Genomic DNA, 12,612 nt, shown 5'->3' on the forward strand with positions numbered 1-12,612 from the left:
CACGACGGCGCGGGCGGGCGCACCCACGACGTCCATGCCGAGCTCCAGTACTACATGGAGGAAGGCCACGGCGGATACGGGGTCAACCCGTTCAAGGTCGAGAACGGCGTTCTGACCATCCACGGTGCGAAGGCCGATCCGACGGTCGCCTCGGGCACGGGCTACGACTACACGTCCGGCATGCTGTCGAGCCGAGGGGAGTTCTCGCAGCAATACGGGTATTTCGAGATCCGCGCCGAAGTTCCGGCCCAGACCGGCACCTGGCCGGCCTTCTGGCTGATGCCGGCGCACGGCGAGGGTGGGCAGGAACTCGACGTGTTCGAGCAGATCGGCTCCAACGCCGGCAAGGTCTACACGACCATGCATACGTCCAGCACCGGCGCCCCGACCAAGAGCGGTATTTCGTCCTGGGTCGGCGATGCGGGCGCGGGCATGCATACCTACGGTCTCCTTTGGACCAAGACCGAACTGGTGTGGTACGTCGACGGCGCCGAGGTCTACCGCCTGGCCACGCCCGCCGACATGCACCAGCCGATGTACATGGTCACCAACCTGGCGATCGGCGGAGATTGGCCGGGAAGCCCGGACGCCGGTTTCGTGGGCGCCGACTACAAGATCGACTACATCCGCGCCTATCAGTTCGAAGGCCAACTCGTGAACGAGGCGCATCGCAATACCATCGCCGGCGAGAAGTGGTCGATGACGCTGGACGCGAGCGCCGACGACATCGTCCTGAAGGGCTCGGCCCACATCAACGCCACCGGCAACGCCAAGGACAACGTCCTGACTGGCAACGATGGCAACAACACGCTGGACGGGCGCGAAGGCGCCGACACGATGTCGGGCGGCAAGGGCGACGATACCTACATTGTCGACAATGCCGGCGACGTCGTCATCGAGAAGCCCGGCGAGGGCACCGACCGCGTGATGGCGAGCGTTTCCTACAAGCTGACCGACAATGTGGAGAACCTGATCCTCACCGGCACCGCCGACATCAACGGCACCGGCAACGCACTCGCCAACGTGATCAACGGCAATGCGGGCAACAACGTCATCGACGGGGGTCTGGGCGCCGACACCATGGCCGGCGGCAAGGGCGACGACATCTACTATGTCGACAATGCCGGCGACGTCGTCATCGAATGGTCGGGCGAAGGGACGGACACGGTCTACGCGTCGATCTCCCACGCACTCGCGTCCCAGGTCGAGAACCTCGTCCTCACCGGCAAGGCCGATCTGAACGGCACGGGCAACTGGCTCGACAACAGGATCACCGGCAACGACGGCAACAACGTCCTGAACGGCGGCTCGGGCGCCGACACGATGATCGGCGGCAAGGGCGACGACATCTACTATGTCGACAATGTCGGCGACGTGGTGGTGGAGAAGGCCGGCGAGGGCATCGACACCGTCTACACCAATCTCAGCAATTACCGGCTGGGCCTCAACGTGGAGAATCTCGTCTTCACCGGCGCTTGGGGCACGACGCTCACCGGCAACGAACTGGCCAACAGCCTGACCGGCGGCATCGGCAGCGACACGCTGGACGGAGGGCTGGGCGCCGACACGATGATGGGGGGTATCGGCAACGACACCTACGTCGTCGATCATATCGGCGATCTCGTCATCGAGAAGGCGAACGAAGGCATCGACCGGGTCAATGCCAGCATTTCCTACAAGCTCACCGACAATGTCGAGAATCTCACCCTGACCGGCACCGCCCATATCAACGGCACCGGCAACGCGCTCGCCAACGCGATCAACGGCAATGCGGGCAACAACATCATCGACGGGGGTCTGGGTGCCGACACCATGGCCGGCGGCAAGGGCGACGACATCTACTATGTCGACCATGCCGGCGACGTCGTCATCGAATGGTCGGGCGAAGGAACGGATACGGTCTATGCCAGCGTTTCCCATACGCTCGGCAACCAGGTCGAGAACCTCTTCCTCACCGGCAAGGCCGATCTCAACGGCACCGGCAACTGGCAGGACAATCACATCACCGGCAACGACGGCAACAACGTCCTCGTCGGAGACGGTGGCAACGACACGCTGGAAGGCGGGCTCGGCGCCGACACGCTCTTCGGCGGCATCGGCAACGACGTCTTCGTCTTCCGCTCGATCGCCGACTCCCGCCCCGACGCGTTCGACACGATCAAGGATTTTTCCGCCGGCGATCGGATCGACCTGTCCCAGCTCTACGACGGCACCCTGAGCTTTCTCCACAGTGCTGCCTTCACGGGACACGCCGGCGAGGTGCATCTTGCGGCGGTGAAGGGCGGCGGCGTGATGATCGAGATCGACGTCAACGGCGATGCGGTCAGCGACAGCAGCATCTTCGTCGCCAATGCGAGCCTGTCGAGCTTCGCCAAGGATGGAAGCGCCTTCCTGCTCTGAGAGCGAGCGCCGGGGGTTTTGCCGGGCCACGGCGCCCGGCGGACCAACTCGGGTGACGAGGCAGGGGCCCGCCGAAACGAGGCGGGCCCCATGCATTTCAGCCGGACGGCGCGCGAAGGAAGAGTTCGATCAGCGGCGGCGCCCTTGGAGAACGAGGCGCAATCCGATCCCTGTCGCTCCGGTGAGCACGATCCGGGCACCGTCGGCATCGAGCCCTGTCAGCGGTACGTGGGCGCTGGCCGAAGTGGCACGCGCCGCCCCCAAACCAACGCCGCAGCCCCATGCGCTGATAAGGCCGCAGCCGATCCCCGGCATCAGGCTAGCCCCCCGAGGGTATCGGTCCCGCCATGCCGGCCGGAACCCACGGCGGAGCGGACGGGAAATCGATGATGCTCGGATAGGCCGACCACGATGTGGCCGCTGGGGTGTCGGACTGTCATGGGCGTCTCCTTTCGAGGCACCCGATGGTAGCGACCCGGTCGATCGGCGCGGACAAGTTCGGGACAACGGCGAAGCGGCCTTTCCGCGCTTCGCCGCGTCTCCGCAAGACACGGGGCCCCGCCGATCCGACGAATTCCCGCCCCCTCCCCTTTACTGCGTGACCACGACGCTGGAGCGGTTGGTCTTGGGCATGATGGGCGTGCTGCGCAGGCTGCCGACCGCGTTGTTGCGCTGGCGTAGGAGGATGCGCCTCCGGGCTTCGAGGTCGCTGTTGTAGCGCTCGATGTTGCGCTCGCCCGCCGTTCGCCGCTGGTCCGAGCGGTCCGCATCCAGACGCTGGCGCAGCGTCTGGCCGGAATCGGGGGTCGAGGTCGCCGTCTGCGCATGGGCCGAAAGCGAGGCGCCGCCCAGCATCGCCGCCCCGAGGGCGACCCGAAGAAACATCTTGCGCATGCAGCCTCCTGGCGGTTCGTTGTTCGACGATAGCACGATTACCCCCTTCCCCGCATCACGCATGCGGGACGGGCACGATGCGGTGCGTCAACCTCGGCGAAAAAGCCCACCCCCTGCCAAGTTTGGTCTTGTCATCCGGGCGTGCTAGGGAGGGCACCACCCCCAACGAAGCTGCGAGGCTTTGGCGACATGCATTCGTCCCGTTCGGCGTGGCGGGATCGCGCGGCGATGTCCGCGTCCGCCCTCGTCCTCACCGTTCTGGCGGCCATGTCGGGCGCGCCGGCACAAGCACGCGACCGCCAGGTCGAAGTGCACAACACGACGAGTTTCCCCGTCTACACCTTCTACGGCTGGCCCCAGGATTTTCTGCCGGGAACCATCAACCTCGCGCCCCTGGCCATCCAGCCGAACGAGCGGCGGACGATCGAGATCGACGACCCTTACGACAAGTGCATGTTCAGCTTCATCGCCGAGTTCCAGAAGCCGCGTGACAAGCAGCGCATTCTTCCCCGGTTGAAGCCGCGCAAGGTTCCCAATCCCACCTGGGTCCGTGGTTTCAACGTGTGCGCTGCGCAAAAACCGGTCGTAGAGGTCAAGTAACGTAGGCCCCAGTCATTGCCAGGGCGAACGACGGGCGCCGGGACGGGCGAACGGGAGCGCACCCGCGGTTCCGTCGCCTCCAGAACTTGCGGTCGATCTTCCCCTTCCCGGCCAGCCCACGAAACTCCCCTTCGATCATCCGCACCCCGCCGTGGGACGGGCATGCCGGACATCGTCCAAATCGCAGCCCGTTCGCCGTGAGGACTGGTGCGTCTCGCGTATCGACCGAGAATCGGACCCAAAGGCCTCTTCGCTCCCCGACCGCCCAAGGTTCCGACCCGGCGATGGCAACACAACGTGAAGTCGCAATAGCTTTACGTAAGCCTTATTATGACCAATATCATGGGTGGATCGGAGGAGACCTCATGTGGATCAGTACGGACGCTGCGAGACGGGCGGCTGAAGCCGCTGAAAGTGCCGTTCGCGACAGGCTGCCGGTACGCGAGGAGATGCGCCCGGCACGCGGTCTTCTGATTGGTCTGACGCTTTCGGTGGTGTTCTGGCTTGCACTTCTCGTGGTCTGGCTGGCGCTCTAGTCCCATGCCCTGGACGCGTATCGACTAGCGTGCCGGCTGGTTCGAACTGGCGCTCAGCTGTTCCACCCAGGCCGCCAAAGCCTGCCCCGCCTGGCTTGACGCGCTTCCCATGAGGCTTGGCGCATCCGTCCCGCAACGAAACGATACGGCGCGCCGATCCGCATAGCTCGCCGCTGCCTCGAGCCCGTCGCCCGGGATCTGGCGCAGGACACCCACCACGCAGCCCGGTCGCGCGTCCCGGCCCGGTTTGATGACGACGAGATAGCGTGTCCCGCCCTCGCTCCCCTCCGGCAGTTCGTAGCCGACGATCCCCGCGATCGGACGGCCTTCGAGAATCCGCCAGGTCACGCTCCGGCCCAGAACGCTTCGACCCGGTGGATCAGCCTGGAAGACCGGGGTGCCGAGAGCCACCGCCCGCGCGTCGGCGCCGCCCAGGAACACGTCGGTTCCCACCAATCCGGCGCAGCGCAGAACGCCCCGGCCCGCGTTCGGCTCGTCGACGCAAAGCTTGGGCAGGAGGGGGGAAGCGGCCGAGGAGATGTCCGGTGGCGGATCGGTTCGACCGGCGCCATCCCCTCCGGTTGCCGCAGCCAATCCCAGAAACAGCATCAGAGCCGAGTGCATGAGAGCTTCCCAACCCGTTCCGTTCGACGAGAGCCGACCGCGTGTTGCCGGAGGTCGGGTATGCGAGCCTTATCTGGGACACGTCGTGCCATCGGGGCAAGGGATGGTGGGCCAGATCGGCGAGCGTCGCAACGCCCGTTCAGCGCAGGAGGTAGGGTCCGTACTGGTAGATCAGCTGCTGCAGGAAGAAGATGATGACGAGCACCACGAGCGGCGAAAGGTCGATGCCGCCCAGATTGGGTAACACGCGGCGCAAGGGCCGGTACATCGGCTCCGTCAGACGATAAAGGGCATCGGCCACGGTTCGCACGAAGTTGTTCCGGTAGTCGAGAATGTTGAAGGCGAGAAGCCACGAAAGAATGGCCGACACCACCACGATCCACCAGACGATGTTGAGGACGAAAACCAGCGTGTTGAGGATGGCGAGCATATGCGGCGGCGGCCTTTCGTTGAACGCGAAGCCGAGGGCACGGATTCGTGGGGGCACTTTCGCAGGACGAGATGGGGATTTTCCTAACGGATGCCAGCCGGCCGCGATCAACACATCGTTCTCCGGCCTCCGGCACAGGATCGCAGAGAAGGCGTGCTCCAAATCGGCATCGGCCGAGGCGAACGGACTTCAAGGCGAAGGCCGTGCGCGCTGGAGTTCGAACACGGGCCGCCCCATCGCGCGATCGGGGATCGGGCACCTCCCCTGAAGCCTAGGATTTCTCGGTTGCCGGATGGTACGAGACGCGCCCTCGTGGCGCCCTGCGCACGACCCACGATCGGCATCCTCACAACACACTTGACACCCCACCCGCCCCCATCCTAAATGCCGCCCACCGGTGGACGGGGCTGTAGCTCAGTTGGGAGAGCGCGTCGTTCGCAATGACGAGGTCAGCGGTTCGATCCCGCTCAGCTCCACCAGTCCGTTTCAGAACAAGCACTTAGCCGTTGGTTTCCCTTGGTGGGACAACCGAGTGAGACATTCGCTTGTTCAATCCGACCTATCTTCAGCTATCCCGCCACGGCATCTTCTATTTTCGCTGGCGCATCCCGACCGAATCAAAGGGCCTCACTGGAAGCCTTCGGGTCTCTCTCAGGACTAGGGAGCCCCGCCAAGCGTTGCAGTTGGCCATGCCGCTCAGCTATCTGGCGAGGACCGTGACGGTACAGGGCCTACGGAGCAGCATGGATCACAAGCAGCTTAGGATCGTACTCAGAGAGCACTTCGATCGCTTCCTCACTCAGAAGAAAGCGGCGATTGACGCAGACGGGCCTTTGTCACCATCGGAGCAAGAGCTGCTGCGCAATACGGCAGCGCTGGCAGAACTCCAGCTCAGAGACGGCCCTATCGATGCCGATGAATGCGAGGCCGAGACAACCGCATTCAACAATCTGTACGGGCTCGGCATTGAACCGCGAACTTCGAAATTCGAAGCGCTGAAGCGCTCGCTGCTTCAGGCTCAACGAGACTTCGCGCATGCGTCCCTTGATTACAGTGCTCAATCTGAAACCTTCGACTACTCAGAGAGGGGGGCTTCACATCCCATCCCCAAGGCGACGAAGCAGACCGGCCTCACCCTATGTGCCCTGGTTGCCGAGTATCAGAAGGTCGTAGAGCGGGAAGGCCGCTGGGCAGAGAAGACCGGGCAGGAACGCCTTGAGCACCTGAATCTTCTCTATGAGCGGATCGGGAAGGACATTCCAGTTCACGCTGTTGGACGCGAACAAGCGAATGACATACGCGATGTGCTCATGTCTTATCCTGTCAATAGACATAAATCGGCGCGGACGAGGGGCAAGCCACTTGAGGCTGTGATTTCAGACCAAAGCTTGAAAAAGCTTCACAATCGTACGGTCAATAAGTACCTGAATACCTACAACGGCCTTTTCAATTGGGGTTGTAGGTCTGGGCATTGCCAGATGAACCCTTTCGAAGGTTTGTCATTGCGACCGGACAAGAAAGAAAAGGAAGCGCCTCGCCTTCCATTTCAGCCTAACCAGTTGGAGCGCATCACTTCAGCTCTTTTAGATGAAACGGTAGATCGGCACCCCCATCACAAGTGGGGCACGCTTCTAGCAATCTACTCGGGAGCAAGACTTAACGAGATTGCCCAGCTTCACCTTACTGATATCCGCGATGTTGACGGAATATGGTGCATCGATATCAACGAAGACAAAGGCACTCTGAAGAAACTTAAGAACCGAGCCTCCAAACGTGTTGTTCCGATACATCCGAAGTTAATATCCTATGGCTTCCTGCAGTACGTTGATTCGATAAAATCGAACCCACAGGAGGATCGGCTATTTCCGAAATTAACCTACAGCAAGTCTGACGGATACGGTCGCAATCTCGGACGTTGGGTGAACGAGACGCTTCTCCCCGGTCTACAGATCAAGACCAAGCAGCTAACCTTTCATAGCTTCCGGCACACCGTTGTCGGAGCATTATTCAACGCGAACGTTTCAGAGCCTCACGTAATGGCTATCGTTGGCCATGAGCCAGGCACCACCACACTGAAAACCTACAACCGCAATGGGTTCGCGATGCACATTCTGCTGAGCGCTATCCAACGTATTTTTGATGACAAAGCCGAACCAATGACGCTCGGCCACCCAGCCTCCAACGTTGACATATCCCTTTCCTGAGCTGAGATAGCGGTTAGAGCCGTACGTGCGGCTTCGGGGCGTGGAAACCCCTAATGGATCGGTACAGGTGCCCACCGGAAGGGCGCCCACTCCTTGACCTATGGTCGGGGAGCCTGTGGCGTATGCAACAGGTTCTCTGAACTAAAGGCTACAGGGACCGTATCCATTCGGTTTTCCAACTCCCCGATCACCAAGATCAAGGGCCTTCGCGGGGACGCACCGCGACAACAGCCCGCAGTTGGAGTGACATGCCGTGGGAACGATCCTTTTCCTTCTGGCTGCCGGTTTCGGCATCTACAAGCTCGTAGCTTTCAACACTCGGAATGGACGCGAGACCGTCCGAGCCTTCATGTACCTTCGCATGCTGCACAACGGCGTCGAGGCCGAGCAGGCACAGGCAATGGTCGATGTCGGCATTGAGGATGTCAGCCCGGATGTCGTACGCAGTGCGAGGGCTTTCGTTCAATCCAAATTCGGGGGACGGCAGTTGCCGCTGATCCGACTTGCATACGAGAACGGAATGTCAGCTCGCCTTTCGGGCTGGCAACGTCTTCTCGTATCTCGTGCATAGCTAAGGCCAGAAACCTCATACAGATACGCGCACAAGTCCGAGGCGGGAGATAGCGAAAACCGCCTCGGAGGACTCTGGGCGGCCGGAAGCTGCCCACCAGCCCAGACTAAGCCGGATGGCGATGGATCGCCTCAGCGGGGCGCTACGGCCGATTGTGGACCTACCTCCCCTGCCTACATACCCCAGCTCGCCAGCACGCGCTCAGCCTCTTGTGGTGCATCGCGAATCCGTAGCACCGTTTGGCGCGTAAGGCCTGTTGCTCGTGCAATGGCGCTCGTACCGGCTTGCTGCGTAAGCATGTCCTGCACGAGCCGAAATTCCGCGCGGCTGTAGCTGGGCTTTCGTCCTCGATATCTGCCGTCCTCTGCCGTCCGGGCATAGGCAATCCCAGCCTTCTGCGCTTCCTTCGACGCCTCAGCTTGTGCCTGAGCGGTAGCAGCCATGAAAGCTATGAGGGCGTCCCGAACTGCCTTCTGTATCGGGTCACTCGTTGATCCATCGAACGTCATCCCGTTGATGACCGTCCTGATTGTGACGCCCCGGTCAAGGAAATGCCGGATGGCATCGCACACATCCTGATAGTTCCTGCCGAGCCGATCCACCCATCGAACGACGAGCGTATCACCGGAGCGAAGGAGATCGTACAGCCGCCTTCCATTCGGCCGGTCAGTCAAGCGGACATTTAAGCCCGATACGCCGTGATCCTCGATAACCGTATCAATGTGGAAGCCAGCAGCCTCAGCCTGCCGCCTCTGATGATCAAGCGTTTGGTCAGAGGTCGATACGCGTGCATACAGGATCGTAGCCATAGGAGCCCATTCAGATTGTACGTAAAGGTGATGACCATACAAATACCTGTACGTACGACTGTGTCAACCCTTATGGACACCCTAATGGCTATAGATATCACTGACCGCTAGGCTATACCTATACGGTCATATACAGCTATCCTAATAGCTCATTGGAATTTAATATATTACCTAGGGATGCATGTGTTGATCATGTATCCATCCTGTCTCCAACCTGCAAAACTGATACAGTGATCCGCATCAGCAGGTTGGAAACACGATCTAAATGAGCCGTTCGTCTGCATTACCTGAGGGCATGCATCGCGCGATCATCGTAGTGCCATCCTATCTCCATATAAGCAGGGCGCTCCCCTCCCCCTCGCCATCGTCCCAGCCGGTGTAAGCCATCGACTTTGCACTGCATTACGCTTCAACACGAACATGTAGAAAGGCAGGGGGGGGTATGGGGGGCAACGGTAGCCCTGGTATGATTAGATAGGTCCGCATAATTTTTTGCCGATTTTTTCGATCAGCCTGCGGCGCCGAAATTAGCCAACGAGATGATGGATTCGACGGACCGAAGCTACCACCAAAATTTTTCGAACGGATTTCAAACAACCTATAAATTATTGTACAAACTAAACCATTTTCAACATGCCTCGATCCTAAATCACAGATTACCTAAATTAAAAATCAAACATATCCCAATCTTTGATATTGGAATACATATCACTCCTCAATACAACTCTAGCCAATTCCGTACTCACATTTGTTAGCAGAGATAAAAAATACCAACTACTCGATCTGGCGAAGATAGCTCACTGATGTCTGCATAGCTCTACAGACAATTCCAACATTCTCGACCGTAGGGGTTTTCTCTACAAGAACCGAACTTTCGAACGAGCCGTGATACACGTTTAGCCTATTCAATCCGAACGACTCGGCCGCACATGTCTTTTCGAGAGCACGTCTCGACTGACCAATCAACTCATTTCGACGTTGATACTGCTTCGCACCAGGATCTTGGTAAGATATATCTATGCGAGCACCGAGAGTTTCCTCATCAACAGATACGGCAATACGAACACCGCCAACCAGAATGAAGTGCCCCTTATCTTCAACATCGTCCCATTCGTAAGGCCGACCTTCCGCCAAGGTCGCTAAAATCTCTTCACAGAATACATCGTGTTCTAGAACCGTTGAGGCACTTGAAATAGTAGAACGAATCTTTTCTATACGGACATAGAATGACGAAAAAGCTATACGATCGTGTTGATGATGCTGGGTTGCATCAACGATTAGCCTTGCCAAACGGTTTGGCAGACAAATCCATTTTAGATTATAACCTTGCCTCGTCGCAAAGTATACCGATTTAGCGTAATCACTTGCCAACGACATATTTGATATTGGATGCTTTGACTTTAATAGCGCGAGTGTCGTCATTCCCAGGCCGAATGAATCAACCTTCGTAGAACGCGATGTATCAACGAGCGACGCATCCGTTTGCTCGGGCGCTAGGTATCCAAAATCATCCCGCGATTCAAACACTACATCTTTCTCGCTTGATCCTTTGTGCCATGACATGTCAAAGTCGAGAAGCGTTACTGACTCGTACTCGTAAGTATCGTAGTCCAACCCACTTACCATAATGTTCGAGGGTTTCAGATCACGATGTAGGACTATTTCCTCCAAATTATGGCATCCGTAGACGACCCGCGCTACCTCAGCAATTATCTCAATCTTCCGTACCCAAGGGATCAAACTTGATACTGAGAACAATTCCTGCAGACTGTTCCCATGCACAAAGTTCATAACAATCGTCGGTGGCATTTCATAGGATTTTTTAACAGGAACGATTCCCGAGACCTTTTGAGCCGTAAGAATATCCATGGAACGACTACCCCTTCGGAAGCCACCCACCATTTCCGGTATCTGTAATATGTTATTGTGCATGACTTTGATGGCAACCTCATCCCCGCCATCACTCCTGGCATGATAGACTGTTCCGAAGTTTCCCATGCCAAGCGCAGGGAATGTAAGCTCATAGCCAAAGAACTGCCGATTTCCCTCTTTTGGACCGCGATAAAACGACCTCGTCTGTATAGGGTAGTCGTACTCAGCCACGATTTGATTGAATTTGCTGTACTTGTCTGTTTCAGGAACCAATGAAAGTTCATGATTGACAAGACGATCAAGGTACGTACGTACCTCCTCAGGTTTTTTAACTGCCAACTCTTCTGGATCGATACGGTCGATTAGGAGCGTGCCGGCACCCGACGGATCAACCTTCGGAGCTATTTTCAACTGGTCGGAAGATTTATATCCGGTTATGTCATCCACTAAAGCATTGAGGGCAGACGCATGTGTTTTCCCATCAGCAGCAGAATACGTAATTAACTGGACAGAACACTGCTTAGCCCACTCTTTCGTGTCGGCATCCGTTCGCGACGTAAACCAAAATACGCGGTTCACGTCTATTTGCGAGTTTTTAAGAGAAATCAAAGGTGATGATATCGAAAGGTCATCAGCGCTTATACCAACGAATAGCACCGTATGATTCACAAATAGGGAGGTCAGAAAAAGAGAATGAGCTTGACTTCTCGTCAGCGCATCCAATTCATCCTGACCTAGGACCCATGTATGAGGCTCACTTACATGACCGTGCATGTATACAAGAAAGCGCTTTTCGTCTGAGATCAGCTTCCATTTCTGATTCAGATCAAAGCCATAGATCGGAATAACCATCGAACCAGGATTGTATTCACTGAATACATTTCCAGCTATCGGATCTAAGTTTAGGGTCACGACTCCCTTTGGGCTCAACTTCAGTAGTTGACGAAGTCCAAGCCCACTTTCAGTGCCTTCGCCTTTAGCATTGCTTCTGTTTCCCAGAATATTGCTTATTATATGATTATATGTAGGCCTGGTTAGAGACTCCTTCGCATCTCTGAAAAAGTGCCAGTAGTCACGCTGCCCAATAGCATTCTCGATTGTACTAACATCTGCTTTAGGATCAGCATCCAGTTCAGCGATCCGCTTTTGTCGCAGTGCGGTCTCTACCTCACTACGAAGACCTTTCCAGTCCGGGTAGCCGTCTGAGCGACTCAAACCAGACCCGACCACGACAACGAGCGGAGCTACGTCTTCGCTTATCGCTTTCCGAAGATACTTATATGCTGGATGCTCAAGGAACCCAAAGTTTGAAGCGACGCCGTCGTTACGCGACATGCTAATATCCTACTGTCGTAGTCACCTTCTCAAATTGGAGGTTAAAGGCGCGGATTGCACGCATCAAGAGCGGATTGCTCAAATGCGATCAAACGCGACAAGCAATTGCACTTTCTACAGCTTTTGACGTAAGAGGCTGTGAAGTGGGACATTCCGTCCCTGCTTTCCAACTAAGGTACCGCGGGTGCAGCGCTTCGAAACGCTGGTGGACGCCCCGCTCAGCTCCACCAGTACCCTTCTCAAACAGTCGTCGATGCTTCCACACCCTCGTGTGGCCACGGGATACGATCTTCCACGCCGAAGCCTTTGAGATCGGAATGCCCTGTCAGCCCCTGCC

10 protein-coding genes and 1 tRNA gene are annotated in these 12,612 nt (G+C 57.6%); 5 read left to right on the top strand and 6 right to left on the bottom strand.

Annotation, left to right across the window (positions count from 1 at the left end; genetic code table 11):
* Window positions 1-2,400 (top strand): family 16 glycosylhydrolase (locus H7A85_RS11690; protein WP_182086129.1); only part of this gene is annotated, 2,400 nt, incomplete at its 5' end.
* Window positions 2,401-2,991: 591 nt separating this feature from the next.
* Here H7A85_RS11690 and H7A85_RS11695 read toward each other — a convergent pair.
* A complete protein-coding gene (locus H7A85_RS11695) occupies window positions 2,992-3,294 on the bottom strand; it encodes a hypothetical protein (RefSeq protein ID WP_182086130.1) in 303 nt (100 codons plus the stop codon).
* A 228-nt stretch (window positions 3,295-3,522) separates the two neighbouring features.
* On the opposite strand from H7A85_RS11695, the gene H7A85_RS11700 reads away from it, so the two are divergent.
* Window positions 3,523-3,894 carry a hypothetical protein gene (locus H7A85_RS11700; RefSeq protein ID WP_182086131.1) on the top strand — a complete coding sequence of 124 codons (372 nt, stop codon included), beginning with the start codon at window positions 3,523-3,525 and terminating at the stop codon, window positions 3,892-3,894.
* 365 nt (window positions 3,895-4,259) lie between these two features.
* A complete protein-coding gene (locus H7A85_RS11705; RefSeq protein ID WP_182086132.1) occupies window positions 4,260-4,430 on the top strand; it encodes a hypothetical protein in 171 nt (56 codons plus the stop codon).
* Between the two features lie 24 nt (window positions 4,431-4,454).
* On the opposite strand, the gene H7A85_RS11710 is transcribed toward H7A85_RS11705, so the two are convergent.
* Together H7A85_RS11710 and H7A85_RS11715 are read right to left on the bottom strand one after the other, a co-directional pair.
* Complete coding sequence (locus H7A85_RS11710) at window positions 4,455-5,054, bottom strand: hypothetical protein (protein WP_182086133.1); 600 nt, start codon at window positions 5,052-5,054, stop codon at window positions 4,455-4,457.
* A gap of 139 nt (window positions 5,055-5,193) precedes the next feature.
* Window positions 5,194-5,484 carry a YggT family protein gene (locus H7A85_RS11715; protein ID WP_182086134.1) on the bottom strand — a complete coding sequence of 97 codons (291 nt, stop codon included), beginning with the start codon at window positions 5,482-5,484 and terminating at the stop codon, window positions 5,194-5,196.
* Between the two features lie 403 nt (window positions 5,485-5,887).
* Between H7A85_RS11715 and H7A85_RS11720 the strand changes: the two genes are divergently transcribed.
* Window positions 5,888-5,963, top strand: a tRNA-Ala gene (locus H7A85_RS11720).
* Window positions 5,964-6,029: 66 nt separating this feature from the next.
* Window positions 6,030-7,688 (top strand): site-specific integrase, encoded by a 1,659-nt coding sequence (locus H7A85_RS11725; protein ID WP_182086135.1) that lies wholly within the window; start codon window positions 6,030-6,032, stop codon window positions 7,686-7,688.
* Window positions 7,689-7,884: 196 nt separating this feature from the next.
* On the opposite strand, the gene H7A85_RS11730 is transcribed toward H7A85_RS11725, so the two are convergent.
* From H7A85_RS11730 to H7A85_RS11740, 3 genes are all read right to left on the bottom strand, one after another.
* Window positions 7,885-8,154 carry a hypothetical protein gene (locus tag H7A85_RS11730; RefSeq protein ID WP_182086136.1) on the bottom strand — a complete coding sequence of 90 codons (270 nt, stop codon included), beginning with the start codon at window positions 8,152-8,154 and terminating at the stop codon, window positions 7,885-7,887.
* A gap of 278 nt (window positions 8,155-8,432) precedes the next feature.
* On the bottom strand, window positions 8,433-9,068 hold the full coding sequence (locus H7A85_RS11735; RefSeq protein WP_182086137.1) for a recombinase family protein: 636 nt from the start codon (window positions 9,066-9,068) through the stop codon (window positions 8,433-8,435).
* A 774-nt stretch (window positions 9,069-9,842) separates the two neighbouring features.
* Window positions 9,843-12,275, bottom strand: a complete 2,433-nt coding sequence (locus H7A85_RS11740; RefSeq protein ID WP_182086138.1) for a protein kinase — start codon at window positions 12,273-12,275, stop codon at window positions 9,843-9,845.
* Window positions 12,276-12,612 lie beyond the last annotated feature (337 nt).

It is taken from the genome of Aureimonas sp. ME7 (assembly GCF_903970965.1).
GTDB lineage: Bacteria > Pseudomonadota > Alphaproteobacteria > Rhizobiales > Rhizobiaceae > Aureimonas.

Excerpts from the sequence above, each read along its gene's own strand:
- H7A85_RS11710 (WP_182086133.1), bottom strand. The coding sequence starts at position 5,054 with ATGCACTCGGCTCTGATGCTGTTTCTGGGATTGGCTGCGGCAACCGGA.
- H7A85_RS11700 (WP_182086131.1), top strand. The coding sequence starts at position 3,523 with ATGTCCGCGTCCGCCCTCGTCCTCACCGTTCTGGCGGCCATGTCGGGC.
- H7A85_RS11705 (WP_182086132.1), top strand. The coding sequence starts at position 4,260 with ATGTGGATCAGTACGGACGCTGCGAGACGGGCGGCTGAAGCCGCTGAA.
- H7A85_RS11735 (WP_182086137.1), bottom strand. The coding sequence starts at position 9,068 with ATGGCTACGATCCTGTATGCACGCGTATCGACCTCTGACCAAACGCTT.
- H7A85_RS11715 (WP_182086134.1), bottom strand. The coding sequence starts at position 5,484 with ATGCTCGCCATCCTCAACACGCTGGTTTTCGTCCTCAACATCGTCTGG.
- H7A85_RS11695 (WP_182086130.1), bottom strand. The coding sequence starts at position 3,294 with ATGCGCAAGATGTTTCTTCGGGTCGCCCTCGGGGCGGCGATGCTGGGC.
- H7A85_RS11740 (WP_182086138.1), bottom strand. The coding sequence starts at position 12,275 with ATGTCGCGTAACGACGGCGTCGCTTCAAACTTTGGGTTCCTTGAGCAT.